The organism is Ensifer sp. GW823-FHT05D09 (assembly GCF_058795755.1).
The window spans coordinates 225,359-251,990 of record NZ_JBXAIA010000005.1; the positions used below are offsets into that span (position 1 = coordinate 225,359).

At 62.8% G+C, this 26,632-nt stretch carries 23 protein-coding genes; 7 read left to right on the forward strand and 16 right to left on the reverse strand.

The features are described from left to right. Positions 1 to 815: 815 nt before the first annotated feature. The 12 genes from AC1Q80_RS16965 to AC1Q80_RS17020 all read right to left on the reverse strand — a co-directional run bounded on the left by AC1Q80_RS16965 (position 816) and on the right by AC1Q80_RS17020 (position 14,842). Positions 816 to 2,108 carry an amidohydrolase family protein gene (locus AC1Q80_RS16965; protein WP_492361206.1) on the reverse strand — a complete coding sequence of 431 codons (1,293 nt, stop codon included), beginning with the start codon at positions 2,106 to 2,108 and terminating at the stop codon, positions 816 to 818. After that, entirely contained in the window at positions 2,105 to 3,046 is a 942-nt protein-coding gene (locus tag AC1Q80_RS16970) for an ABC transporter permease (RefSeq protein WP_492361207.1), read from the reverse strand. Before AC1Q80_RS16970 ends, AC1Q80_RS16965 begins: the two co-directional genes overlap by 4 nt. A gap of 1 nt (position 3,047) precedes the next feature. Beyond that, positions 3,048 to 4,097, reverse strand: coding sequence for an ABC transporter permease (locus AC1Q80_RS16975; protein WP_492361208.1), 1,050 nt, complete (start codon positions 4,095 to 4,097; stop codon positions 3,048 to 3,050). Continuing rightward, a complete protein-coding gene (locus tag AC1Q80_RS16980) occupies positions 4,087 to 5,616 on the reverse strand; it encodes an ABC transporter ATP-binding protein (protein ID WP_492361209.1) in 1,530 nt (509 codons plus the stop codon). Before AC1Q80_RS16980 ends, AC1Q80_RS16975 begins: the two co-directional genes overlap by 11 nt. A gap of 125 nt (positions 5,617 to 5,741) precedes the next feature. After that, the gene (locus AC1Q80_RS16985; RefSeq protein ID WP_173421627.1) at positions 5,742 to 6,767 is read right to left on the reverse strand and encodes a BMP family protein; all 1,026 of its coding nucleotides are present in this window, start codon (positions 6,765 to 6,767) and stop codon (positions 5,742 to 5,744) included. A gap of 605 nt (positions 6,768 to 7,372) precedes the next feature. Continuing rightward, a complete protein-coding gene (locus AC1Q80_RS16990) occupies positions 7,373 to 8,680 on the reverse strand; it encodes an NtaA/DmoA family FMN-dependent monooxygenase (protein WP_492361210.1) in 1,308 nt (435 codons plus the stop codon). Between the two features lie 15 nt (positions 8,681 to 8,695). After that, positions 8,696 to 9,346, reverse strand: a complete 651-nt coding sequence (locus AC1Q80_RS16995) for an NAD(P)-dependent oxidoreductase (protein WP_492361211.1) — start codon at positions 9,344 to 9,346, stop codon at positions 8,696 to 8,698. Positions 9,347 to 9,368: 22 nt separating this feature from the next. Continuing rightward, positions 9,369 to 10,619, reverse strand: coding sequence for an FAD-dependent oxidoreductase (locus AC1Q80_RS17000; RefSeq protein WP_492361212.1), 1,251 nt, complete (start codon positions 10,617 to 10,619; stop codon positions 9,369 to 9,371). Between the two features lie 2 nt (positions 10,620 to 10,621). Beyond that, entirely contained in the window at positions 10,622 to 11,515 is an 894-nt protein-coding gene (locus AC1Q80_RS17005; protein ID WP_492361213.1) for an NmrA family NAD(P)-binding protein, read from the reverse strand. Next, positions 11,512 to 12,546, reverse strand: coding sequence for an ABC transporter substrate-binding protein (locus AC1Q80_RS17010; protein ID WP_492361214.1), 1,035 nt, complete (start codon positions 12,544 to 12,546; stop codon positions 11,512 to 11,514). The genes AC1Q80_RS17005 and AC1Q80_RS17010 overlap by 4 nt, the downstream gene beginning before the upstream one ends. A gap of 10 nt (positions 12,547 to 12,556) precedes the next feature. Further along, complete coding sequence (locus tag AC1Q80_RS17015) at positions 12,557 to 13,789, reverse strand: acyl-CoA dehydrogenase family protein (RefSeq protein ID WP_492361215.1); 1,233 nt, start codon at positions 13,787 to 13,789, stop codon at positions 12,557 to 12,559. 12 nt (positions 13,790 to 13,801) lie between these two features. Beyond that, the gene (locus AC1Q80_RS17020; RefSeq protein WP_173421634.1) at positions 13,802 to 14,842 is read right to left on the reverse strand and encodes an ABC transporter substrate-binding protein; all 1,041 of its coding nucleotides are present in this window, start codon (positions 14,840 to 14,842) and stop codon (positions 13,802 to 13,804) included. A 293-nt stretch (positions 14,843 to 15,135) separates the two neighbouring features. Here AC1Q80_RS17020 and AC1Q80_RS17025 point away from each other — a divergent pair, with 293 nt between their 5' ends. Genes AC1Q80_RS17025 through AC1Q80_RS17045 form a run of 5 tightly spaced genes read left to right on the forward strand, consistent with a single transcriptional unit; the run spans position 15,136 to position 20,125 of the window. Beyond that, positions 15,136 to 16,122, forward strand: a complete 987-nt coding sequence (locus tag AC1Q80_RS17025; protein WP_173421635.1) for an ABC transporter permease — start codon at positions 15,136 to 15,138, stop codon at positions 16,120 to 16,122. Beyond that, positions 16,122 to 17,126 carry an ABC transporter permease gene (locus tag AC1Q80_RS17030; RefSeq protein ID WP_492361216.1) on the forward strand — a complete coding sequence of 335 codons (1,005 nt, stop codon included), beginning with the start codon at positions 16,122 to 16,124 and terminating at the stop codon, positions 17,124 to 17,126. The genes AC1Q80_RS17025 and AC1Q80_RS17030 overlap by 1 nt, the downstream gene beginning before the upstream one ends. A gap of 2 nt (positions 17,127 to 17,128) precedes the next feature. Then, positions 17,129 to 18,127, forward strand: coding sequence for an ABC transporter ATP-binding protein (locus AC1Q80_RS17035; RefSeq protein WP_492361217.1), 999 nt, complete (start codon positions 17,129 to 17,131; stop codon positions 18,125 to 18,127). After that, complete coding sequence (locus AC1Q80_RS17040) at positions 18,105 to 19,049, forward strand: ABC transporter ATP-binding protein (RefSeq protein WP_492361218.1); 945 nt, start codon at positions 18,105 to 18,107, stop codon at positions 19,047 to 19,049. Before AC1Q80_RS17035 ends, AC1Q80_RS17040 begins: the two co-directional genes overlap by 23 nt. A gap of 14 nt (positions 19,050 to 19,063) precedes the next feature. Next, on the forward strand, positions 19,064 to 20,125 hold the full coding sequence (locus tag AC1Q80_RS17045) for an aldo/keto reductase (RefSeq protein WP_492361219.1): 1,062 nt from the start codon (positions 19,064 to 19,066) through the stop codon (positions 20,123 to 20,125). Positions 20,126 to 20,213: 88 nt separating this feature from the next. Here the strand turns inward: AC1Q80_RS17045 and AC1Q80_RS17050 are convergent, their stop codons facing one another. Together AC1Q80_RS17050 and AC1Q80_RS17055 are read right to left on the reverse strand one after the other, a co-directional pair. After that, positions 20,214 to 21,167, reverse strand: a complete 954-nt coding sequence (locus tag AC1Q80_RS17050) for an amidohydrolase family protein (protein WP_492361220.1) — start codon at positions 21,165 to 21,167, stop codon at positions 20,214 to 20,216. Further along, a complete protein-coding gene (locus AC1Q80_RS17055; protein WP_492361221.1) occupies positions 21,164 to 22,264 on the reverse strand; it encodes an LLM class flavin-dependent oxidoreductase in 1,101 nt (366 codons plus the stop codon). The genes AC1Q80_RS17050 and AC1Q80_RS17055 overlap by 4 nt, the downstream gene beginning before the upstream one ends. 450 nt (positions 22,265 to 22,714) lie before the next feature. Between AC1Q80_RS17055 and AC1Q80_RS17060 the strand changes: the two genes are divergently transcribed. Then, positions 22,715 to 24,340 carry an ABC transporter substrate-binding protein gene (locus AC1Q80_RS17060; protein ID WP_173421642.1) on the forward strand — a complete coding sequence of 542 codons (1,626 nt, stop codon included), beginning with the start codon at positions 22,715 to 22,717 and terminating at the stop codon, positions 24,338 to 24,340. A 113-nt stretch (positions 24,341 to 24,453) separates the two neighbouring features. After that, on the forward strand, positions 24,454 to 25,677 hold the full coding sequence (locus tag AC1Q80_RS17065; RefSeq protein WP_492361222.1) for an acyl-CoA dehydrogenase family protein: 1,224 nt from the start codon (positions 24,454 to 24,456) through the stop codon (positions 25,675 to 25,677). Between the two features lie 136 nt (positions 25,678 to 25,813). Here AC1Q80_RS17065 and AC1Q80_RS17070 read toward each other — a convergent pair whose 3' ends face one another. Together AC1Q80_RS17070 and AC1Q80_RS17075 are read right to left on the reverse strand one after the other, a co-directional pair. After that, entirely contained in the window at positions 25,814 to 26,071 is a 258-nt protein-coding gene (locus tag AC1Q80_RS17070) for a hypothetical protein (protein ID WP_209792072.1), read from the reverse strand. Between the two features lie 105 nt (positions 26,072 to 26,176). Next, positions 26,177 to 26,437 carry a hypothetical protein gene (locus AC1Q80_RS17075; RefSeq protein WP_173421645.1) on the reverse strand — a complete coding sequence of 87 codons (261 nt, stop codon included), beginning with the start codon at positions 26,435 to 26,437 and terminating at the stop codon, positions 26,177 to 26,179. Between the last annotated feature and the right edge of the window lie 195 nt (positions 26,438 to 26,632).

Consider the following 26,632-nt stretch of genomic DNA (forward strand, 5'->3'; position numbering starts at 1 on the left):
GGGCAATTCAGAGAGATAGATGCCGCATAGCTGTTGTTGAAAGCTGCGGTCCTGGGTTTGATTGTACTACCGTGGAGACGCATCAAGACCCCGTTGGCATGGGTGAAGTTAGCGAGCTGATCCTGGAAGTGGCATGCCCATTTCTCGCAGTGAAAGAGGTTATTGCCGAAGCGCCAGACGATGATCAGCACGGTGACCAGCCAGTCACGTGGATCGTTGTCGCTGCCCTCGAGAACCGACTAGACAACAGCGGGTTTGGTCCACGCCGATCCTAGGCAAGCTGTGTTCCGGCGAGTAAACGGCCCGCTTTGGGGACACCCAGGTCAATGGCCAATCCCCATTGAGGCACCCTTCAGGGGGAGCTGTCACGCGAGCGATAGTGGACATGGCGACTGTCGGACCCGATACCTGCCTGAGCTGCGGGGGTTGCGTCCCAAATCGTATTTCCAAGTCCAAACAGTTCGATGCTTTGGATCAGTCGCCGATGTCGAGAGGCTGGCTTGCGCTAGCTCGATTTGAGGGTGGCAGCTCGCTTTCGGCCCGCTCCGTGGGTGACAACCCTGGCTACGCGCAAGGACAGCTTTCAGGAGCTTCAACCGGTGTTGCGAATGGCCAGAATGAGGCGCAAGGCAGCCATGCGATGTGCCGCTGGTGAAGGTCAGCAAGGGGGCAGAACTCCCGGCTCAGGCTTTGCGGCGGAAGGGCAGAGAAGAGGCAAGGGAGTCATTCTTGATCCATGAGAACGGCCGCCTGCATCACTTTAAAGATCAAGACCGCCGATGGCGGTGCGGCTGCTCTGCATTCTCCCAGTTTGTTCAACGCGCTTGTGGCGCTACGACGTGGCGGCGGTTGATGGTCGCCGGACGGCCCTTGATGGAGAGGGACGTATCGCGCTTTTCGCGTTCCGCCACGACCTTGCCCTTCGAGACGACACAGAGCCGCTCGGCGCGCAGGCGCACCGCTTCGATGGGGTTGCCTGCATCGAGAACGACAAGGCTTGCCGATCTGCCGACGGCCAGCCCGAGATGATCGAGCCCCATGATCTCGGCATTGACCTTGGTGACCATGTCGAAGCAGGAGCGCATGTCCGCTGGCGAGGACATCTGGGCGACGTGCAATCCCATGAAGGCGACGTCGAGCATGTCGGCTGTGCCGAGGGAGTACCACGGGTCGAGCACGCAATCCTGACCCCAGCCGACGCGGATGCCGGCCTTCAGCATCTCGGGCACGCGCGTCATGCCACGGCGCTTGGGATAGGTGTCGTGCCGCCCCTGCAGCATGATGTTGATCAGCGGATTGGGGATCGCCGAGACGCCCGCTTCCGCAATCAGCGGCAGCAGCTTCGAGACGTAGTAGTTGTCCATCGAATGCATCGAGGTGAGGTGCGAGCCGGCGACCCTGCCTTGCAGGCCGAGCCTCTGGGTTTCATAGGCTAGCTGCTCGATATGGCGCGACAGCGGGTCGTCGGTCTCGTCACAATGCAGGTCGACCATCAGGCCGCGCTTGGCGGCGAGCTCGCAAAGTTCGGTCACGGACCGCGTGCCGTCGGACATGGTCCGCTCGAAATGCGGGATGCCGCCGACGATGTCGACGCCCATGTCGAGCGCACGGATGGTGTTTTCGCGGGCATTCGGCGAGCGATAGAGCCCATCCTGCGGAAAGGCGACGAGCTGGAGATCGATATAGGGCGCGATCTCCTTCTTGACCTCGAGCAGCGCCGCCACCGCAAGAAGACGGTCGTCGCAGGTATCGACATGGGTGCGGATGGCGAGCAGGCCCATCGAGACGGCCCAGTCGCAATAGGCCAGAGCACGTTCCTTGACAGCCTCATGGGTCAGGATCGGTTTGAGCTCGCCCCACAGCGCGATGCCTTCGAGCAGCGTGCCCGAGGCATTGATGCGCGGCAGGCCGTAGGACAGTGTTGCATCCATATGGAAATGCGGGTCGACGAAGGGCTGGCTGACGAGGTTGCCCGAGGCGTCGATGACACGACCAGCCTCTGCATCGATGCCTGGCTCGATGGCCGCGATCCTGTCACCTTTGATGGCGATATCGGCGATGGCCCCATCGGGCAGCGTTCCGCCCTTTACGATCAGATCGAAACTCATCTTTCGCCTTTCTGGTACGGGATCATCAGAGCTTTGGGGTAGGTCGCGCGCCGCGCGACCAGGATCAGCGCCAGGATCGATAGCGCATAGGGCATCATCAGGAAAACCTGATAGGGCACGATGCCGCCGGATATCTGCTGCAGGCGAACCTGATAGGCATCGAAGGCGGCAAACAGGATGGCGCCGATTAGCGCTTTTCCTGGCCGCCAGGAACCGAAGACGACCAGCGCGATACAGATCCAGCCGCGGCCATTGATCATCTGGAAGAAGAATGAATTGAAGGCCGAGATGGTGAGGAAGGCGCCGCCGACCGCCATCAGCGCACTGCCGACGGCCACCGCACCCATGCGGATGCCGGTGACTGAAATGCCCTGCGCTTCGACCGCCGACGGGTTTTCGCCGGCGGCGCGAACGGCGAGGCCGACGGGCGTACGATAAAGGATCCAGGCGACGGCTGCGACCGATACGAATGCGAGATAGGTCAGCGGCGTCTGGGTAAACAGCGCCTCGCCAACGACGGGAATACTGGACAGGCCGGGGATCGGCAGCGGCTGGAACGGCTCGATCTTTGGCGGCGAAGTCACCTCGGGCAGGACAAGCCGATAGGTGAAATAGGTCAGGCTCGTGGCAAGCAACGTGACGCCGATGCCGACGACGTGCTGTGACAGGCCGAGCGGAACCGTGAGCGTGGCGTGCAAAAGCCCGAACAGGGCGCCGACAAGGGCCGCGACAAGCACGCCGGCCCAAAGATCGCCGCCGGAGTAGACGGTGAACCAGCCGGCGAAAGCGCCTGCCGTCATGATCCCCTCAATGCCGAGGTTGAGAACGCCAGCCCGCTCGCAGATCAACTCGCCCATGGTCGCGAAGATCAGCGGGGACGCTATGCGGATGGCGGCAACCCAGAAGGAGGCGGTGAAGAGGATTTCAAGCGCGTCCATGTCACCTCCACCTGATCCGGTAGCGCGTCAGAAGGATCGCGACAACCATCGTCAGAAGCGAGGTGGCGACCATGACGTCCGCTATGTAACTCGGCACCTTGGCCGCACGGCTCATGGCATCGGCGCCGACGAAGATGCCGGCGACAAAGATGGCCGATGCGATGACGCCGAGCGGATTGAGCATGGCGAGCATGGCGACGACGATGCCGCTGTAGCCGTAGCCCGGCGACAGATCGAGCGTCAGGTTGCCCTTGAGCCCCGAGACTTCGGAAAAGCCGGCGAGTGCCGCCAGACCGCCCGAAAGCAACGCCGTCTTCATCAGCGTGCGATTGACCAGGATACCGACGAACCGCGCGCCTTCCGGGTTATGGCCGACGGCGCGCATTTCGTAGCCGAGAACCGTCTTTTTCATGACGAGCCAGACGAGAACGGCCGAAACGATGGCGATGACGAAGCCGTAATGCAGGCGCTTGCCCTGGATGATGCGCGGCAACTGGGCCTCGGCGATGACCTTCTGCGATTGCGGCCAGCCGAGCCCCATCGGATCCTTGAGGACACCTTCAAGCAGCATCGACACGAACAGCAGCACGATGAAATTGAGCAGCAGCGTGGTCACCACTTCGTCGACGCCGAAGCGGGTCTTCAGCACGGCCGGGCCGAGCAGAAGAGCCGCACCTGCCGCCATGGCGGCGATCATGATCACCGGGATCAGGATGACCGAAGGCAGCGGCAGTGCGCCGGTTCCGAGCACCACCGTGACCACACCGCCGATGTAGAGTTGGGCTTCCGCGCCGATATTCCAGAGCTTTGCCCGAAAGGCGACGGCGATCGCCAGGCCGGTGAAGATCAGCGGTGTTGCGCGGGTCAGGGTTTCCACGAGCGCGAACTGCGAGCCGGCCGCGCCCTTGGCAACGAGATAAAAGACGGAGAGGGGAGAGGCGCCAGCGGCAAGCACCAGCATCGATGTCAGGAAAAGCGTCGTGGCGATGGCCGCCAGCGGAAACATCAGGGTGACCGCCAGGGACGGTGCCGACTTCGGCTCAAGCCGCATGGTCGCTGTGCTCCCCGCTATGGCCTGCCATCAACTCTCCCAGTTCCCGAATGCTCCGCTCGCCGCGCGAAGACGGCGTCGAAAGGCGTCCCTTGGACATGACGATGATGCGGTCGGACAAGGCCAGGACTTCCTCGAGGTCTTCCGAAATCAGCAATATTGCCGCGCCCCTGTCGCGTGCTTCGAGCAGCATGCGGTGGACATAGGAGACGGCGCCGACATCGAGGCCGCGGGTCGGCTGGCTTGCCAGGATGACCGTCGGGTCTGGGTCAAGGGCCCGCCCGAGGATGAGCTTCTGCATGTTGCCGCCCGAAAGCAGGCGTATCCTTGCCTCGGGCGAGGGACATTTGACCTCGTAGTCGGCGATGAGTTTCTCGGCGAACTGGCGGGATGCCTTCCAGTTCAGGAAGCCCATGCGGCTGAACCGTGGGCTCCTGTAGCGTTCGGCGATGACATTCTCCGTCACGCTCATGTCGCCGATGCTGCCGATGGCGTGGCGGTCTTCCGGAATGCGGGCCACGCCATGGGCGAGGGCTGCGCGGGGTGACCAGTCGGCGACGTCTTGCCCGGCGATGGAAATGTTCCCGCGCACCGGGCGCCGGATGCCGGCGATGAGGGCGGCAAGGACGGCCTGGCCATTGCCGGCAACGCCGGCAAGCCCTGTGATTTCTCCGGCTGTAAGCGTGAGCGACACCTCGTCGAGGCCGGACCCGTTATAGGGCGCTGTGGACACGCGTTCGAGCGCCAGCAGCGGTGCACCCCGTTTCATCAGGCTGACCTTCGCCGACTTGACCTCCTGGCCGACCATGAGGGCCGCCAGTTCCTTTCGGTCTGTGGAGGCGGTGTCGCGCTCGCCAACAAGCTGGCCGGAGCGAAGAACCAGCACACGATCGCTGACCGCCATCACCTCGTGCAGTTTGTGAGAGATGAAGATGATCGACAAACCCTTGGCGACGAGTAGCTTCAGCGTCCGGAAGAGTGCGTCGGTTTCGGCGGGTGTCAGAACGGCCGTCGGCTCGTCGAGGATCAGGACGCGGGCGTCACGGTAAAGCGCCTTCAGGATCTCGACGCGCTGGCGTTCGCCGACCGAAAGAGTGGCGACGGTGACTGCGGGATCGACGGCGAGGCCGAAATCGCTGGAGAGTTGCTCTATGTGTCGTCGCGCTGCGGTCCCGTCGAGACGCATGCGCCAGAGGCTTTGCGTGCCAAGCGCGATGTTTTCCTGCACCGTCATGTTGTCGGCAAGGGTAAAATGCTGGTGGACCATGCCGATGCCGGCATCAAGGGCAGCGCGCGGATCTCCGGGCGGAAGAGGTTTGCCAAAGGCCTCCACGGTCCCTTCGTCGGCGACGTAGTGACCGAAGAGAATGTTCATCAGCGTCGTCTTGCCGGCGCCATTCTCGCCGAGAAGCGCTATGACTTCGCCCCGCTTCAACTCGAAGGAAATGGCATCGTTGGCCCTGAGCGGGCCGAAACGCTTGCTGATGCCGGACAGACGAAGGGCAGGGGTGCTTGACACGGCGGTGACCGGAAGTGGCGTTGCGGGAAGGCTCCTTTCCCGTCCAGGGAGGTCATGGTCGCTATCGACGGAGGGGAGTTCCTCGCCCGCCACGGCCATCACCGTCCCATGAACGGGAGGACAGGCTAGCTCGACTTCGGCTCGGCGTCGTTGACCTCGACGGTGAAAGAGCCGCCCTTGATCGCCTTTTCCTTCTCCGCGACCTTGGCCTTGACGTCGTCGGGAACCTTGCCGTCGAAGGTGCCGAGAGGTGCGAGCGAACAGCCGCCGTTCTTCATGAAGGAATAGACGCCGTAGTCGTCCGCCTTGAATGTGCCGGCCTTCACTTCGGCGATCGCCTTGTCAAGCGTCGGTTCGAAGTGCCACAACGCGGAGGCGACAACCGTGTCCGGATAGTCCGCCTGGGTATCGATGACATTGCCGATGGCCAGGATCTTCTTTTCCTTGGCGGCATCGGACACACCGAAACGTTCGGCATACAGGAGGTCTGCACCGCCATCGATCTGGGCGAATGCGGTCTCCTTCGCCTTGGGCGGATCGAACCATGAGCCGATGAAGGCAACCTGGAACTTGGTATCCGGTGCCACTTCCTTAACGCCGACCATGAATGCGTTCATCAGCCGGTTGACCTCCGGGATCGGATAGCCTCCCACCATGCCGATGTTCTTGGACTTGGTCATTGCGCCGGCGATGAGGCCGGACAGATAGGATGCGTCCTGAATGTAGTTGTCGAACACCGAGAAGTTGGGCACGGCGGCATCGGGCTTGAAGCTCGAGCCCATCAGGAAGGCGACGTCAGGGTAGTCCTTGGCGACGGCGCGGGCGGCATCCTCAACGCCGAAGACCTCGCCCAGGATCAGCTTGTGGCCGGCCTCGCAATATTCGCGCATGACGCGCTCGTAGTCGTTGTTCGCGGTGTTTTCGGAGTAGACGTATTCGATGTCGCCGCGTTCCTTGGCGGCGTTGGCCGCCTTGTGAATGCGGCTGACCCACTGTTGCTCGACCGGTACGGTGTAAACGGCCGCCACCTTGATCGGGTCCGCAGCCAGCAGACGGCCTGGTAGACCCGCCGCGGCCACTGCGGCGGAAGCGCCGGCAATTTTGATCAGGTTTCTTCTGGAAATGGCGAGATTGAAGGAATTGCTATGCATGAAATTCCCCTCTGATTGATTGCGCGTTTTGGAACGCGTCTTTTTACCACTTGGTCAATGTAGGTGAAGTTGAAGATTGCAGCAATTGGACGCCGCGGAAAGTTCACCTCACGCTCAGGTGATGGAAATAAGCCATCGGAGCACAACGGCGAAGGCGCACCTATGTCGCGTTGTGCACAATCTATCCCTAAAGAAGAGCGCCCATTCCAACCCGGCCCCGCCCGTTAAATTGATGAGTGCCTCGGCGTGAGCTCCAGTCGGCATACTTGCGCCAGGCTCAATGGGGATATTGGTGTCGCCCGATAGGATGGTCGGAATTGAACGCGATTTAAGTTCATCGGCAACACGTGCGGGATCTTGCCAACGATATCGGGCGAAAGCGAAGCCCGGGCGTGATAAATTGCGTCCGATGAGTGTCTGTCTTGCCGGCAGGGTGCGCAGTCCAATGCGCATTGTACAGGTATTGAGACGATCTTTGTTCGCGCCGGCAGTCAACGTGTCCAAGGATCAAAACTGATCGCATTCGGGCCGAGCGGGTTGTCTTATAACCTGTCGCGCTCTTGCTCGCCGCCTCGTCGTCTGCCCTTGCAGCTGTCCTGTATCAATCAAACTGGAAAAGGCAAACCGTAGCGCTCCCTGACTGTTCGCTCCTCATATCGGCTGCGATAGACACCGCGGTCCTGGAGGATAGGGACGACTTTCTCGACGAATTCCTCGATGTCATCGGGTGCCCGTGGCGGCTGAAGTGTGTAGCCGTCGACGGTGCCGTCAGACCAGAGATCGATGAGGGCGTCCGCCACTTCCTCCGGCGTGCCGAGCAGCAGGCGGTGATGGCCCTCCGAGCGGCGCACCGCCTGTCGCGCCGTCAGCTTTTCGTGTGTCAGCAGATCAAGGAGCCCGAGCCCCATGCCGACCGCCTGAAGCCGGTTGGGATCGGGCACGAAGCGCTCGGGATTGAGAACCGCATCCGGATCGAAGCCATCCGGATCGATGCCATTATCCTTGATGAATCTGGCGATCAGCCCGTCCTCGGAGCCGGCGCCGCTGAACAGCTCGTGCTTGCGCAACGCCTCTTCACGGGTCTCGCCGAGGATGACCACGAGGCCGGGCACGATGCGGATGCCGGTCGGATCTCGGCCAAGGGCCGCGGCGCGGCCTTTGACCTTTGCACCGAAGGCCTGACCGGCGGGGCGGGAGAGAATGTTGCAGTAGATGATCTCTCCGTGACGCGCCGCGAGATCGATGCCGCCCTCGGAAGCGCCAGCCTGCGCGATCACTGGATGGCCTTGGGGCCCGCGCGGCACGTTGAGCGGTCCCCTGACGGAGAAATGATCGCCGTCATGGTCGATCGCCCGGGCGCTTGCCGCATCCCAGAACCGGTCGTCCGGGATACTGCCTTCCCGGGCCGGATCCCAGCTCGCCCAGAGTTTCTTGGTGACATCGAGGAATTCGGACGCCTTGGCGTAGCGCTCGCTGCGGGGCGGCAGCGGTGCCGAGCCGAAGTTGGCGGCAACATTGGGGTTGAAGGACGAGACGATGTTGATGATCAGCCGGCCGCCGGAAATGATGTCCGTCGACTGGGTGCGGCGCGCGAGATTGTAGGGCGAATTGTAGGTGGATGACATCGTCGCGACGAAGCCGATGTCGGGCACCTGCGCGGCCAAGGCGGTACAAAGGATCAGCGGGTCGATCGTATGGAACGGCCGGCTGTTCGGGTCGGTCATCATCGCCGGGTGATCAGAAAAGAACACCGCGTCGAACAGGCCCCTGTGCGCCAGTTCCGTCAGGCGGCGATAGTAGCCGGGATCATAGATGTCGTGGCGGTCGCCGGTGCGGTACTTCCAGGCGGCCATCAGATAGCCCGTGGTGTTGATGCCGACATTGAGGTTGAGCTTGCGCGTCTTGCGGGGCATGCCGATCACGGTCCTTCAGTAGGCCGCAGTGAAGCGGCGGCCGATGAACTGTCCCTTCTCGAGTTCATCGAGAATGGCGATGGCGAAGTCGGCCTCCGAAATGCGGCTTTCGCCCATGTCGTCACGCAACAGCCTGTCTTCGCCGAGCCTGAAAGTTCCGGTCCTATCGCCGGCCTTGATCGACAGCGGCGGCGAGACATAGGTCCAGTCGAGATCGTGCTCGCCACGCTTCAGGCTGCGCAGGATCTCGCGGTTGCGCAGCGTGTGAGCCTTGTGCTCGGCCGGATAGAAATCGCTGTCGACCACATCGACGCCAGGGCTCGCCTCCAGGCTGCCGACGCCGCCGACGATGATGATGCGGCGAACGCCCGCCTGCTTGACGCCTGCCAGCAGGGATGCATGCGCGTCTCGGATCAGTTCTGCGGCGTCCTCCGCGGAATGACGGCGCAGACCTGGGCTATATGCGCTGATGACGGCGTCGTGTCCGGCGACGATTTTTGCGACTTCGCCGACATCGGCGATGTCGGCCTTGCGCACGGTGAGACCCTCTTCGGGCTCGATGTCGGTCGACCGGGTGACGGCCGTCACGCGGCGGCCGCGGGAAAGCGCCTCCTTGCGGATGTTGCTGCCGATGTTTCCGGAGGCGCCAAAGACGACGATGGACATGATCAGATCTTTCCTGAGGTTTTTAGAGTGCGGGCACCGACTTCAGCGGACGGTTGGCCCCGACGTTACGTTGCATGGCGGAGAGCGAGGACCGGACGGCCTCATAGCCGTGTTCGCGCATGGCGTTTTCATAGTCGTTGACGGCCGCAAGCAGCGGCTTGCCCTGATGCCGCGCGGCAACGAGCTCGCGAACCAGAAGGCCGGTGTCGTAGAGCGCGGTGTTACCGCCGAGCGCGCGGAAATAGGTCATCGCGTGGATCGCATCGCCGAGCAGCGTGACAGGACCCGTCTGCCATTGCGCGCCGGGGGTCGAGCTCTTGACCTTGAGAAATGCCACGGTCGACGGATCGCTGTGACGGATGAGCTTCAGGATGCGTTCGTCCCAATGGCCGATACGTTGAAGCAGCGTTTGCAGCAGGCCCGTACCGTCGAGCTGTTCAAGCACATCGTCCGGGCCAAGCTCGTCGGTGTCGTAGGCCGTGTTCCACCAAGTGTAGCTGGTGGAGTTGTTGAAATGAAAGCCGGGGATGTCGCGATGACCAGGGTCTTCTGCGCCAATAAAGTCGTGCCGGGCATGGGCTGATGGATCGACCCGGTGGCTGGTGATCATCAGACCGCGACCGTCGCGCGGGCGGATATTGGTGTTGAACTCGGTCAGAAGCGGCGAGATGTCATGGCGTGCGGCCACGTCAAGGCTGATTTTGCCGGCCAGGCGCCGCACACCGGTGTCAATGCTCTTCAGATCGGGCAGCAGCTGCCTGCGGACCGCAGAACCCGCACCGTCGGCACCAACCAGGAGATTGGCCCGCACTGCCGATCCGTCCGTGAAATGGGCGACAACCGTGCTATCCGGCAGCGCTTCGTAGCGCTCGAAGTGCTTGCCCGTGTGGAGAATATTCTCGAGCCCGGAAAGAAGGATCTGCCGCAGCGTGATCCGGCTCACCGATTTTTCAATATGGGTGTCCTCGGGCTCGCGACTGGCCTGCCCGGTATCCTCCAGCCGCTCGAAGCTTTCGTCGAGGATCAGGTTTTCGGTCGGAGCAAGTCCGAGCGTGTCCAGGAACGCCTGAAATAGGTGAGGCGGCAGGTTGGCCTGAAGTGCGTCGATACCGCGTTGGCGGATGCGCATGCGAAAGCCCTGCACATAGTCGGCGCGGACCGGGTCGCGTTCGAACACGGCGGCGTCGATGCCGTTCTTCTTCAGACCCTGGGCGAGCGCGAGGCCACCCGGGCCGCCGCCGATGATGGCGATATCAACGAAGGGGATGCTCATGGCTATGACTCGGCGAGCGCCGCCTCTGCGGCGACGTGTTCGGAGATGAAGGCAGCGACGCTGCGCGGCGGTCGGCCGAGCAGCGATCTTACGACATCGGTGGTCGTGGCGGCACGGCCGGCGGCGATCAATCGGACGAACTGCGCGATCGCGCGGTGCTCGAAATCGGCATCCTGGGATGCCGGTAAAGGAGCCTTGTCGACAGCAGAAACCGGTCGCTTCAAGACCGTTGAAAGCAGCTCGGCCACCTGGCGCGCCGTCACGATATCAGGACCGGTGAGATTGAGCGTTCGCCCACTGACGCGTTCGGCCAGAAGCTGATGGACCGCGACGTCGGCGATATCCCGTGCATCGATGTAGCCCACGCCTGCCTCGATCTTGGCCGCCGCTACCGTATTGTTGGCGATTGCGTGACGGATGGTATTGGCGAGCGAAACCTGCATCCAGGCATTCGGCCGAAGCGAAACTGCGACCGCGGGAAGGCTGGCGAGGTGTCGTTCGACGGCGGCGTGCGCGTCGCCCGAGATGGAATTGCCGGGTGGATCGATGGTCCAGTCGGAGCCCGAGATCTTGACGATGCGCTGGACGCCCGCCGCGACGGCGGCGTCAGCGACGCCGATCTGGTCCGTAACGAGCCTGGCGCTTATCGGCGACAAAAGCAGCAGCCTGTTGGCGCCGTGCAGGGCAGCGTCGAGTGACCTGCGATCACCGAAGTCGCCGGCGGCGACGTGCACGCTTTCGCCAAAGAGCTTCCGTGCGACATCGGGCCGGCGCGTGAAGACGCGAACCGGTTGCTTCAGTGCCAACAGTCGTTGGACGATCAATTGGCCCAGTTTGCCGGTCGCACCGGTGACAACGATTGGCGCACCGGCGACAAGAATTGGTGTCGTGCTCATGCGGCCGCCTTCCGTGATGCAGCATCCAGCGGGCGGCGGTCGATCCAGTCATGGACGTCGAAGTCGGCCGGAATGAACCCCCATTCGAGCAGAAACTGCTTGAAGTGGTCGAATGCTGCCACCTGGTCATCGTCCAGGGTCAGCGTGAGGTGGCGATGGACATCTGGGCCGTTCGCAGCCCAGATTGCATCTTCGCCGACGCCGATTTCGTTGGCGATGAAGCGCACGGCGTCTTCCGGGTTCGCATCCGCCCAGTCGGCGACGCGCGCGACCGTTGCGACAAGGCCGGTGACGAGGTCGAAATGTTCGTCGAGAAATTTGAGATCGACGGTCAGCGGCCGCGGCGTGCCGTTGTTGATGCGGATCTTGGCGTCGGGGTGGAAGCCGAATTCCGAGACGACGACGGCGCCGATCTGGTTGGCGAGCACCAGCCCCTCGGCCCCCTTGACGAAGAAGGCATCGATCTTGCCGGCGGCCAGCGCCAGAAGCTCGTCCCCATAGGGGTAGCGACGCTTCAGGCCGAGGAAGGCCGCGTTGCCCCGCTCGATCAGGTTCGCCTCGTTGCTGTCGAGATAGACCAGCTCGACTTCGCCATGATCAAGCTCCGCAAGCGACAGCGCCGAAACGATGCCCTTAAGCGCAGTGGCCCGCTGGAAATCGACGATGGCTTCATTCGGTTTGCGCGGCACGCCGATGCGCCGGCCTTTCAGGTCGGCGCCCTTGGCGATGCCTGAGCCGGGAAGCGCGATGATCGCCTGAAATTCGTCCGTGGTGGTGATTCCAACCACCCGGGTCTGGCGCCCACCCGAGCGTGCCCAGATCGGCGGGATGTTGCCGCCCTGCCGGAAGGAATGGTCCAGCGCATGGGTGAAATGGCTTTCGCGGACGTTCTTGTCCTTGCTGTCGCGGATCGAGTGAACGGCAACACCGGCGGCTTCGAACTGCCGGTCGATCCAACCGAGTTGATGAGCGATCGACAGGGGTGTCGGGGCCGGGCAGCGGGTGTACCAGACGGAGGAGAGGGATGACATCGCGAAGCTCCTAGCTGCGGCCGACAACGGCGAGGCGGGGTTGTTGATGGGTGCGCACGGGCACCGGCTCCAGCGGTTCGGCAGGGGCGGCTGCATGCCGGCTGAGCGCCGCCTTGGCGAGCATCGTTCGGATCAGGTTGTTCTGCGGGGCATGCGCTTTGCCGGACAGGGCGTCGCGATGATGGCGCTCCAGCGGATTGTCGCGGCTGATGCCTGGATTGCCGCCGAGTTCCAGCGCCAGCGTGGTCACGGCAATCGCATTCTCGATGACGGTGTGCTTGACCGCGGCCGCATCCGGACCGAACGATCGGCCGGCGTCGAAATCCTCGGCAATTGAGCGCAGCAACCGGCGATTGACGGTCAGCAGCACCTCGATCTGGCCAAGCCCGTCCTGAATGCGCGGCACGGTCGAAAGCGGTGCGCCGAGGCTTGCCGGTGCCCGCGTGGTGGTGAACTCGATCAGCCAGTCACGGGCGCCGCGTGCGGCACCGTCGTAGATTGACGGCACGAGGCTGAAATACCATGCGCCCATGCGCTCGTCGCGCTTCAGGCCTTCGCTTGCCGGTGCGATATCGAGCACGTCTTCCAGCGGCACGGCGACGTCGTCGAGGATCAGATCGTCGCTGTTGGTGGCGCGCATGCCCGTGGCATTCCAGGTCTTTTCGACCCGGATACCGTCCGCCGATGTCGGCACGAGAAACGACCCGAGCCGCGGCACCGGCTCGTCGGTTACGGCGAGCACGGAAACCCAGCGCAGGAGCGGAATGCCGGTCGCATAGGTCTTATGGCCTGTGATCCGCCAGTGGTCGCCGACACGACGTGCGATCGTCTCGGGAAGCGAACCATGCGACGGAGAGCCGACGCGCGGCTCGACCTGTGCGGCATTGATCAGCGCCACGCCCTCGCGGTTGGCCCTGGTCACGCGCTCGATGAGATGTGCCGGCCACTTCGCCGACGTGCGCAGCGAATAGTGCTGGTTGTAGTGCATGGAGAGAACGAGTGCGGTGGACGGCTCGCCGCGGGCAATGGCGGAGACGACGACAAGCGCTTCGGTCAACCCGCCGCCGAGGCCGCCGTGTTCCCTCGCGGTCACAAGGCCGAGCAGCCCGGCCTCGTGAAGCGCATCGAAATTGGCGAAGGGAAACTCGCCGGTTTCGTCATAGTGCCGGGCGGTCAGCGCAAAACGCTTTCCCAGTTCCTCAGCCTTTTCGATCGCCAAGGCGATGTCAGTTTCGGCAGTCATCGGTTTCTCCGGTCAGGCAACGGCGCGTGTTTCGAGATCGGCCCAGGGGCGACGGTCGACCCAGGCTTCGATGTCGAAGTTCTGGGCAAGGAAGCCCCATTCATGCAGGAAGTCCTTGTAGTGTCCGATCGCATCGACGAGTTCGGGCTCGAGCCCAATTCCGAGGTGGCGATGCAGGTCCGGGCCGTTGGCGGCTGCGACGACCTCTTCCGATGCCCCGACTTCGCGGGCAACGAAGCGGCGCACCTCATCCGGGTGCGCCTCGGCCCAGGCACTCGCGCGCTTCAGGGTCTCGATCAGCTTCACCACCAGGTCGGGTCGATCCTCCGCCAGCCGCTCGTCGACGGTGAGGATGCGCGGCGAGCCCGAATTGATGCGGATTTTCGGATCCGGGTGGAAGCCGAATTCGGCCACAGTGTGGGTGGCGAAGAGGTTGGCGACGCTGATGCCGGGCGTGCCCTTGACGTAGATGGCATCGACTTCGCCGCGAAGCAGCGCTGCGACCTCCGGGCCATAGGCCTGCCGGTTGCGCAGGCCGTAAAGTTGCGGCCCGTCGCGATTGTCGAGCACCGTGTCTTCAAGCGGGATATCGACGATCTCGACGTCGGTGTGCGTCAGGCCCTCGAGCGACAAAGCGGAGACCAATCCCTTCAGTGCGGTCGCCGCCATGAAGTCGACAATGCCCGGCGGGCGTCGGGCAATGCCGAAGCGACGGCCGACCAGGTCCCGCGTCGTCCTGATTCCCGTACCTGGCAAGGTGATGATCGCCTGGAACTCGTCGGTCCAGGTAATGCCGACGAGTCGTGTCGGATTGCCTTCCGAACGGGCCCGGATCGGCGGGACGTTGCCGCCGTGGCGAAACGAGTAGTCCAGATGATGGTTGAAGTGGCTGGACCGGATCGTCCGGTCCTTGCTGTCGATGATGGAATTGAGGGTGATACCCTCGCTGGCGAAGGCTTCGTCGAGCAGGCCCAGCTGGGTCGCAAGGCCGACCGGGGTCGGCACCGGGCAGCGGGTATACCAGATTTGTGAGATGGCGTTCTTGCGCGTCATGGATCCTCTGCCGTCCTTCACGTTGGTATCAGGAAGCCTTTTTCACTCCGAAGGGACTTTGTAGTGCGCTGTTGCTGCGCGCTTCGAATTTGGAGAAATATCTCCTTCATTCGGCGCCTTATTGCCCTTGTGTGGGAAACTGGTTCCTATATGCCGGGGTTATCGAGTTGAAATTACCAAAACAGGTTTGACAAAGCCTATAGAGTTAGTCAACAATAAAATCATCGACTTCGGGAAACCGGGTCGATGACACGTTTCGCTTTGTGCGAGTTTCCAACTGAGAGACGACAGGCATGCCGGCTTTGGTCAGAATTGTCAGAACACTGCGACGCACGCTGTTGCAGGCAATTCCGACCCTGCTCGGGATCATCATCCTCAATTTCTTCCTGCTGCAGCTGGCGCCGGGCGACGCTGCCGACGTGCTGGCCGGCGAGGCGGGGTCGGCGACCGAGGAAAGCGTGGCGGCGCTGAGGGCCCGCTTCGGGCTGGACAGTCCGGTGCTGGAGCAACTGGCGACCTACCTCAACAACCTCGCGCATTTCAGCCTCGGATTTTCGCCGCGCTACGGCATGCCGGTCGCCGACCTGATCGCCCAGCGCCTGCCGGGAACGCTGACGCTGATGGCGGTGGCACTCATCATCGCGATCTTCCTCGGCGTCATCCTCGGATCACTGATGGCGACGTTTGCGGGCCGCATACCCGACCGGCTGCTCTCAGTCTTCTCGCTGCTGTTCTATTCGATCCCGAGCTTTTGGATCGGGCTGATGCTGATCGTTTTCTTTTCGGTCAAGCTCGGCTGGCTGCCAAGCGGCGGCTCGGGCACGATCGGTTCGCGGCTGACGGGCTGGGCCGCTCTGTTAGACGCGGCGCGCTACATGGTGCTGCCGGCAACGTCGCTCGCGCTTTTCTATGTGGCGATTTATGCGCGACTGACGCGAGCCTCGATGCTCGAGGTCAAGAACCAGGACTTCGTTCGCACCGCCTATGCCAAGGGGTTGACGCCGTTCGGCGTGACCGCCCGCCATGTGCTGCGCAACGCCCTGATCCCGATCACCACCATGGCCGGCATGCATATCGGCGGCATGCTCGGCGGCGCCGTCGTGGTCGAGACGGTCTATAGCTGGCCCGGCCTTGGCCGGCTCGCCTTCGAAGCAGTGATGGGCCGCGATTTCACGGTGCTGCTCGGCATCCTCCTGTTGTCCTCGCTTCTCGTCATCCTTGCCAATGCCGCAGTGGACCTCGTTCACGCCTGGCTCGATCCCCGAATTGGAGCACGCTGATGTCCACCACCGGTGTCGGAGCACTCCGCAACATTTCAAGCGCCTATGCACCTGCCACTGAAAGTGAGCAGCCTACCGCGGTTGTCGCGACGGAGGGGCCTGCCTGGTCCAACGTCAAGGCGCCGGACGCTCGCTCCCAGCAGAGCGCGACGATCGCGATTACCAACGGGCGCCGGGCGCTGAAGGTCTTCTTCGCCAATCCGAACGCGCTGTTCGGCACAGGCTTCCTCTGTCTCGTCATCGCTGTCGCCCTTCTGGCGCCGGTGTTTTTTCCGGATGACCCGCTTTCGATGGTCGGGCGTCCCTTCTTGTGGCCGGGGCAGGATCCGGCCTTTCCACTCGGCACGGATTCCCTCGGGCGCGATGTCCTCGCCGGCATCCTGCACGGTTCGCGTATCTCCCTGTTCGTGGGCCTGACGGCAACGGCATTGGGATTGACGTTCGGCGTGCTGGTCGGCGCTGTCGCGGGCTATTTCGGCGGCTGGGTCGACGATATCCTGATGCGGCTCGTCGAGATCTTCCAGACGCTGCCGAGCTTCGTGCTTCTGGTCGTTCTGGTGGCCATCGCCCAGCCCTCGGCGACGACGGTGACGCTTGCGATCGCCGTTATCTCCTGGCCGACCGTGGCGCGGCTGACCCGCGCCGAGTTCCGTGCGATCCGCGAGAAGGATTTCGTCATGGCCGCCCGCAGCCTCGGCTACGGCCACGGCCGCATCATTTTCCGCGAAATCCTGCCCAATGCCCTGCCGCCGATCATCGTCACGTCATCGGTGATGGTGGCAACAGCGATCCTGATGGAATCGGCGCTGTCCTTCATGGGGCTCGGCGATCCCAATGTGGTCAGTTGGGGGTCGATGATCGGGACCGGCCGCGAGCTCGTCAGGACCGCCTGGTATCTGACGGCGCTGCCCGGGCTTGCGATTGTCTTCACGGTGCTGGCGCTCAACCTCATCGGCGACGGGTTGAACGACGCGCTCAACCCCCGCTTCTCTGGGGATCGCTGACGATGGCTCCTTTGCTTCAGGTCGAAAACCTCACCATCGGCTTTCCGCGCGCCGAGCCGGTCCGCAACCTCTCCTTTGAAGTGGCTGAAGGCGAGACGCTGGCGATCGTCGGGGAATCGGGCTCGGGAAAATCGCTGACGGCTCTGGCCCTGATGCAGCTCTTGCCGCGGGCGGCAAGAGTGAGCAGTGGCCGTATCACCTTTGACGAACAGGATCTGCTGACACTCGATGCCAGCCAGATGCGGCGCCTGCGCGGGCGCGAGATCGGAATGATCTTCCAGGAGCCGATGACCAGCCTCAACCCGGTGATGACGATCGGCAGGCAAATCTCCGAAGTATTGAAGGTCCACGAGAAACTCTCGGGGCGCGCGGCCCGCGCACGCGCAATCGAGCTGTTGCAGCTGGTGCGCATCCCCGGTGCCGACAAGCGAGTGGATGATTATCCGCACCAGCTGTCCGGCGGTATGCGCCAGCGGGTGATGATCGCGATGGCTGTGGCCTGCCGGCCGAAACTGCTGATCGCCGACGAGCCGACGACGGCCCTCGACGTCACGATCCAGGCGCAGGTGCTCGATTTGCTCGACTCGCTCAGGCGCGAGCTGCAGATGGCGGTCGTGCTCATCACCCATGACCTCGGCGTGGTGGCACAATGGGCAGACCGGGTGGTGGTGATGTATGCGGGGCGCAAGGTAGAACAGGCGCTGCCTGACGACCTCTTCAAGGACCCGCTGCATCCCTACACGCGCGGCCTGCTTGCAGCGTCGCCGCGGCTGAAGAACGATTTTCACTATCGCGACGGCGCGCTCACCGAAATTCCGGGATCGATCGTTTCGGCCGTCGGCGAAGCGGGCTGTCCCTTCAGGCCGCGCTGCACCCAGGCGCGCGCGAGCTGCGGCCATCACATTCCGCCTCTGGCCGTGCCGGCGCCCGATCGCCTCGTCGCCTGCCCCTTCACCTCGTCGATCAAGGCCGTGCCCGATGCCGTTGCTCTCCGTTACTGACCTCAAGACCCACTACCAGAGTCGCGACGGGCTGCTGCGCTCTCTCGATGGCGTCGATCTCTTCGTTGAGCGTGGCGAGACGGTTGGGCTCGTCGGCGAAAGCGGTTGCGGCAAGTCGACCCTCGGCAAGACCCTGCTTCGCCTCGTCGATCCGACCGCAGGCCGGATTGAATTCAAGGGCGAGGACATCACGCGCGTCGACCAGCGGCGGCTGAGGAGCGTGCGCAAGTCGATCCAGATGATTTTCCAGGATCCCTTCGCATCGCTCAACCCGCGCCACACGATCGGCGAAATTCTCGAAGCACCGCTGGTGGTTCACAAGGCAGGCGACAGCGCCGAGCGCCGGAGGATCGTCGCCGGCATCGTGTCGAAGGTCGGCTTGCCGGCCGATTCCATCAATCGTTATCCGCACGAATTTTCAGGCGGGCAACGGCAACGGATCGGCATCGCCCGCGCGCTCTTGCTCAATCCTGAGCTGATCGTCTGCGACGAGCCCGTTTCGGCGCTCGACCTGTCGATCCAGGCGCAGATCCTCAATCTCTTGGTCGAGATGAAAAAGGAATTCGGCCTTTCCTACATCTTCATCAGCCACGACCTCTCCGTGGTTCGCTATTTCTGCGACCGGGTGATGGTCATGTATCTCGGCCGGATCGTCGAGAGTGCCGACAACGAGACGCTCTGGTCCGATCCGCGCCATCCCTACACGCGCGCGCTGATGGAGGCGGTGCCCGATCCGTCGCGGCCGCGCCATGCAGCCCCGCTTGGCGGCGATCTGCCGAGCCCCAGCAACATTCCTTCGGGCTGTCGGTTTCACACCCGCTGCCCGCTCGCGACAGACCGCTGCCGCGCCGAAGAACCGGAATTCCGCTCGATTGCACCCGGCCACGAGGTGGCCTGCCATTTTGCGGACAGGATCAACTGAAATGGAGATTTTGAATGGTTGATTATCGCTATCTCGGGCGCAGTGCCCTGAAAGTGTCGCCGCTGACGCTCGGGTCCATGATGTTCGGCAACCAGACGCCTGATGATGTCGCCTTCCGCATCATCGACAAGGCGCGCGAACAGGGCATCAACTTCATCGACACGGCCGACGTCTATCACGACGGCAAGTCGGAAGAGGTCGTCGGACGTGGCATCAGGGCCCATCGGGATCACTGGGTGCTGGCGACCAAGTTCGTCAATTCGCACAAGAAGGGCCCGAACCTCGGCGGCTACTCGCGCAAATGGGTCTATCAGACGGTCGAGAACTCGCTGCGCAATCTCGGCACCGACTATATCGACATCCTCTATTTCCACCGTTCCGTCTTCGACGCGCCGCTGGAGGAGCCCGTACGGGCAATCGCCGACCTGATCAAGGCGGGCAAGCTGCGCTACTTCGGCGTCTCGAACTTCCGCGGCTGGCGCATCGCCGAGATCGCACAGCTGGCCGACGAACTCGGCATCGACAGGCCGGTGGCAAGCCAGCCGCTCTACAACATCGTCAACCGCACGGCGGAAGCAGAGCAACTGCCGGCCGCTGCCGCCTACGGGCTCGGCGTCGTCACTTACAGCCCGCTGGCGCGCGGCGTTCTGACCGGCAAATACAATGTGGGCGAGGCACCTGGCGCCGACACTCGAGCCGGCCGCGGCGACAAGCGCATGCATGATGTCGAGTTCCGCGACGAATCGATCGCGATTGCCAAGCAGATCGCAGCCCACACCCAGGCCAAGGGCATCGCTGCCGCAGACTTCGCGCTCGCCTGGGTCCTGAACAACCGGCTGGTGACCTCGACCATCGGCGGGCCGCGCACCGAGGAACAGTGGGACGGCTATATCCGTGCGCTGGACGTGAAGATCGATGCCGAGGACGAGGCCCTGGTCGACCGCCTGGTTGCCGCCGGCCACCCTTCGACACCGGGCTTCACCGATCCGGGCCATCCGCTGGAGGGTCGTTTCCCGCGCTCTGGTGCAGCTGAGGCAGAGATCATTCCGCTCGCGCGGGCCCAGCGCGTCGCCTGAAGCGGTTTCGGCCGGCAGTCTGCCGAGCCGATTGTGATCGAGAAACGAAGCCCGGGATCATCGATCCCGGGCTTCTTGATGTCGGCGTTTACTCTGCCGCTTCGGCTCTTGCCTCTCGCAGGGAGAGCAGGCGTCTGGCGTTGCCGCCGGCGACAAGGCGTGCGTCTTCCTCGCTGAGGCCGGCCTCCGCCAGGCTGTCGGTCAGGCTCCTGCGGTCAATTGCTGCAAGGATCGGCCAGTCCGTTCCGGCCAGCACCCGCTCCGGGCCGAAAAATCCGGTGAGGGTGCGAATGATTGCAGGATCGTGCCCCATCGTGTCGAAATAAATGTTTGGACGCTTGCCGGCCGCACGCTCGGCGCGGCTGTAGATGCCGCCGCGTGCCGCCTGGACGATCGCGCCAAGGCCGAGTGTCGCAAAGATCAGGTGCAGGTCCGGAAGTTCTTCGAGTACTGGCGATTGGATGACCGACAGGAAGGCGGTGCCGTTCATCAGCCCGCGGCCGAGCGAATTGCCGAGCGTGCCGGCGCCCCCGATCAGAGCGTGCGAATGCGGGTGGGCGACCGGGTGGACGAAGACCGGCACCTCGTGGCGCGCGGCAACCTCGAGCGTTGGGCGGACCGCGGGATCGGCGAGGAATTTGCCGTCACGTGCGGAATCGATGACGAGACCGGAAAGCCCGAGTTCGACGATGGCACGCTCGGCCTCGCGAGCGCCTTCCTCGCCTGAGAAGGCGTTGACGACGCCAAAGCCGGCGAGTGTCGAGTGGTCGCGCGAAAGCGTCGCCAGCCAGTCGTTGGCTTCCCGCAAGGCAGAAAGCGGCACTGGCCCTTCGAGGCCGAACAGGCTTTCGATGGTTGCAGTCACGATCGCCAGCGACACGCCGGCGGTCTCGAACTCCTCGACCAGCGCCTGCGGAGTGGTGATCTTGCGATAAATCTCCGGCGTGAAGCCGCCGGCGGGCCTGGCGTGTTTGCCGTCAGGCCTCCAGGCCGGCGGCCAGAGATGCACATGGATGTCGACGATATCGAGGGGCGCGGTCATTCGGCGGCTACCTTTCTGGCTTCGCGTTCGGCAATGCCGGCCTTGACGAGCGGCACCACGTCCCGTCCGTAGGTCACGGTGTCTTCGGTCGGGTAGAAACCCCGCACGAGGAAGTTGGAAACGCCGGCGTCGTAGTAGTCGAGGATGGCGTCTGCCACCTGCTCCGGCGTTCCCACCAACGCGGTCGAATTGCCGCCCGCACCGCTTGCCTCGGCGACCTCGGTCCAAAGCCGCTTGTCGAGCACCTTGCCGCGGCTGGCGGCCTCGCGCAGGCGCACGGAGCCGACATTCGACGGCAGCTTCTCGCCATTGCCGCCGGCCGAACGGGCGACCTGCGATTTTACCTTTTCGAGGATATCGGCGGCCTTGGACCAGGCGGCGTCCTCGGTTTCAGCGACCACGGTGCGGAAGGCGAGGGTGTAGCGGATATCGCCCGCCGCACGGCCGTTGGCGACGGCGGCGGCCCGCACCTTGGCAATCGTCTCCTTCGCGCCGTCGAGTGGTTCGCCCCAGAGCGCATAGATATCGGCATGTTTACCGGCAACCGCGATCGCTGCGTCCGACGAACCGCCAAAGGAGATCGGGATTCGCGTCTTCTGGTATGGCTTGACCTGGCTGAAGGCGCCCTTGAACCTGTAGAAGCGCCCTTCGTGATCAAACGGCTGGTCGCTTTCCCAGACTTTCTTCAACACGGTCAGATATTCGTCGGTGCGGGCATAGCGGGTGTCGTGATCCTCGAAATCGCCGTCGCGGGCCTGGTCGGTGTCGGAACCGCCGGTGATGATGTGCACCCACAGGCGCCCCTCCGAGAACTGGTCGAGCGTTGCGAGTTGGCGGGCGCCGAGCGTGGGTGCCATCAGGCCCGGCCGATGGGCAAGCAGCGCACCGATGTGCTCTGTCTGGGAAAAGACGAAGGCTGCGATCTGGTTGTTGTCGGGCCACTGTGCGAACTGGCCGATCAGCAGCCGGTCGATGCCGGCAGCTTCCGCCGCCTGCACGTGGTTGCGGATATAGGCCTTGTCGATCACAGGGCCGGTGGTGGGCACGATATCGGATCCCTCCCTGTTGGAGGTGTGACCGATGAATTCGGATGGCATGGGAAACTCCTTGAAACGTCGCGCTCAGCGCCTCGCATTAGTCTATTTAATAGGTAGATAATGTCGATTGCGTTTTGCGCGCTTATCTTGGGATGGCTTTTCAAGGGTTCGCCGATGTCGGGATTTTTCGTTCGCTTTCCTTCTGCTTGCGCCGGAACAAGGCGCCCGATGCCAGGAATTGAGGTGGCCGTGCCATTTGGTGGCGGCCGCTGCCGATCATCGAATTCGGCGAAATGCTGGAAATTTGAGAGAACATGGTTGTGGCGAGAGATATTTCGGCCCCGGCACGGCGGCCATGCAGCATTTTTCACAAGCGACGCTGACTTTAGAAATCTATTATCACCATAAATTTAGTGGAGTATCTATTCTGGCGTGGATCACCCGATGATGGGTGCGCGAAATCGAACCAGCGCTTGCCTCCTGATGCTGCGCCTGCTTGGGGACTTCAACATGACATCGAGACAAACCGGGACACCGAAACCGACCCGCCGCGCTTTCCTGCTTTCGAGCGTTGCGCTGGCAACCGTTCTCGCCGTCGGGGTCATCCCCGAGATTGTTCTCGCCGCCGAAGAGCCGACGCGCGGCGGCAGCGTCTCGATCAATATCGGCACCGAACCGCCGGTCCTGGTTTTGATCGCTCATAGCGCAGGTGCAGCCTACTATATCAGCGGCAAAGCCACCGAGAGCCTGCTGACCTATGACCGCGACTTCAACCCGCAGCCGCTGCTGGCGACCGAATGGACGGTTAGCGAAGACGGCCTGCGCTATTGGTTCAAGCTGCGCCAGGGTGTTCGCTGGCACGACGGCAAGGATTTCACCGCCGAGGATGTTGCCTTCTCCATCCTCGCATTGAAGGAAAACCATCCGCGCGGGCGGGCGACATTTGCGCATGTGCAGCAGGCAAACGTGCTCAACTCGCATGAGGTAGAGCTGATCCTCTCCAAGCCTGCTCCCTATCTGCTGACCGCCTTTGCAAGCTTTGAAGCCCCGATCGTGCCGAAGCATCTCTATGAAGGCACCAAGATCGCCGAGAACCCGCACAACGTCGCGCCTGTCGGCACCGGACCCTACAAGTTCGTCGAATGGGTGCGCGGCAGCCATGCGCTGTTTGTTCGCAACGAAGACTACTGGGGTTCGCCGAAGCCCTATCTCGACCAGATCATCTTCCGCTTCATCATCGATCCGGCGGCGGCCGTTGCCGCGATCGAGACCGGCGAAGTGCAGGTCTCGACTGCCAATCTGCCGCTCACCGATATCGATCGGTTGAAGGCAAACCCCAATCTCGTCGTCGATACGGATCCTGCGCCCTATTCGCCGAGCATCGCGCGCGCGGAATTCAACCTTGAGAACAAGTATCTCGCCGACATCAAGGTGCGCCACGCCATCGCCCATGCGGTCGACAAGGACTTCATCGTCAACACTGTCTATTTGGGCTACGCGACGCGTCTCGACGGCCCCGTCAGCCCCGATCTCGTGAAGTTCTACACGCCGGATCTGCCGAAGTACGAGTTCGACCCGGCCAAGGCCGAGAAACTCCTCGACGAGGCCGGCTATGCCCGCGGCGCCGACGGTTTCCGGTTCAAGCTGTTCATCGACCCGACGCAGCCCTCCGGCCCGCCGAAGCAGACGGCGGAGTACATCGCCCAGGCGCTTGCCAAGGTCGGCATCAAGGTCGAACTGCGCACCCAGGATTTTGCCACCTTCGTGAAGCGGGTCTTCACCGACCGCGACTTCGATATCGCCATCGAGGGCATGAGCAATCTCTACGATCCGACGGTCGGCGTGCAGCGCCTCTATTGGTCGAAGAACTTCAAGCCAGGCGTGCCGTTCACCAACGGCTCAAAGTACTCCAATCCGGAAGTCGACCGCCTGCTTGAAACCGCGGCCGTCGAAATCGATCCGAAGAAGCGGCTGGAGCTCTTCAACGCGTTCCAGAAACAGGTGGTCGCGGACCTGCCGACGCTCGATATCGTCACTCCGGCGGTCATCACCGTCTACGACAAGCGGGTTAAGAACTTGAAGCTGGGTGTCGAGCATCTCTGGAGCAACGGCGCCGATATCTATCTCGACGAATAGTTGTCGGTGACCACGGCGAGCAATCGTCGATGGCCTCGACGTGAGAGCGTCGACGGCGCGGCGCAGCCGGAGGGGACCAGGCTGCGCCGTTTCTCTTCAGTTGGAGTTGATGCGTGACCATAACCAGAGTGCAAAGTGTTTCACGCCCGACGCGCACGGAGCTTCTGGCCCGCGTTCCGGGCTTCGTGGCCGAAGTCGCCAAGGGCGCTTCCGAGCGTGACCTCTCGCGCGAACTTCCCTTCCAGGCCTTCGAGCTCTTTCGTGAACTCGAATTGGGAACGCTGCGCATCCCGGTGGCACTTGGCGGTCCGGGTGGTTCGGTTGCCGACTATATCGAGATGATCGCTGCGATTGGAGCTGCCGATTCCAACGTGGCGCACGCGCTCCGCTCGCACTTCAACTATGTCGAAAACGTCATCCTCAGCGAGCCGCGCGAGCGGGATGCCGGTGCCGTCGAGCTGATCCTTGCCGGCAAGCTGTTCGGTGGCGCCCACACGGAGCAGGGCACCGCCCGGCCCGGGCAGGTGACGACGACGATCACACGGCAGGGCGGCACCTACAGGCTCAATGGTCGCAAATGGTATGCGACAGGAACCGCCTTTGCCGATTTTGCCTCGTTCAGCGCGCTCGACGAGGACGGGCAGGCGGTCGGCGTTCTCCTGCCGGTCGATCGTGAGGGCATCACCATTCTCGACGACTGGGACGGAATGGGGCAGCGTCTGACCGCCAGCGGCGGCGTCATCCTCGACAATGTCGAGGTGTTCCCGCACGAATTTACCCGGCGCGCGCTTGACAATCTCGTCGGTCGCCACTGCTCGACCTTGCGGCAATTGCATCTCGCTGCCAGCGCGGCCGGCGTCGTGCGCAATGTTCTGTCCGACGGGCTCGCCTACGTTGGCCGTCAAGCGCGATCGGCCGCTCACAGCATGGCGGAAACTGCTAACCAGGACCCCTTCGTGCAACAGGTGATCGGCGAAATCGCCGCCAATTCCTTTGCCATCGACGCCGTCGTCGCCGCGGCGGCCAGCGCCCTCGACCGGACGATTGCAGCGCTCGGCCGGGGCAACGAAACAGAGATCGAGGATGCCCTGATAGCCAGCGCGCTTTCGACTGCCCGCGCACAACTGGTTCTCGGTCAACTGGGCCTGCGCAGCGCCGAGCGCATGTTCGATCTGGGCGGTGGATCGGCGACGTCCCGCAACAACAATTTCGACCGACACTGGCGCAACATCCGCACCGTGCTCAATCACAATCCGCTGCTGCACAAGTCACGGGTGCTGGGCGACTACCTGCTGAACGGCACGACCACGCATCTGAAAGAAGGCAAGGTGTTTTGAGGCGGCATCGCGAGCATGACCTCTCAAAACAGGACACCACAGACTCTCCCATGATGAACGCGAATACTTTGTGATGTTCGGGCTCGCCTAGCGATGCCCTCGATACATTTTCCTGTTGCCCTTAGTCGCAGAATGCCTAGCGCACCAATCGCGGGCTGACGCTCGCCAGCATCCGGATAAGGTCGTCCTCCAACTTCTGGCAGAGTTCGTCATACTCATCCACCGATGCGGGTTCTGGCATCAGTTGCTCACGCAACTCATCGCGCTTCATTGCGGCAAGGCCATAGGCTTCCAGCAAATCGTTGATGGCAAGAAAGTTGGCATCTGAAATCTGTTTGCGGTGTCGTGGCAGCCGCATCATCATGCGCGCTCGCCCAATCTTTTCGAAATCCATCGCCTTGCTCCTAGGGCTGCCAACCGGGAAGATAGCTCCTGACACCGTGAAATCAGCAACATGGCGGCCTATCGACAGAACATGCATGCGTCTGCGCCTAACGTTCTAGCTCCGTAGTTGCTTTACGTTCGGTGTATGGAGCAGACGGTCGACATCTCGCTCGATTTCGACGCTGACGATCTCCAGATCGGAGAGTTCGGCGGGCTTGTATTCGACTGTAGCGCCCAATTGGCCACGGGCCATGCCGACAATCGCATACTCTTCACACAAGGCGCAAAAAGCGGGGGTCTGCTGCGCGTCAATCATCGCTCGTAACGCAGGAAGCCTCAATTTCAAGCGGGATCTACCGATCCTTTCAAGGTTCATAATGGCCCCTCCTGACCTAGCCTTGCCGCATCTCAACTATCGCATGTTTCCCTGAAAACAAAAGGGGTTAACGCCTATGGCACGGTGGGTCTGTATGTCGTCCACCCAGTAAAAAAAGCAGAGCGCAGCTTCAGATCTCTCTACCAGGCGGAGCAGCTTTGATGAAGCTCGCCGCTTGGCGTCAATGTCGTCGCG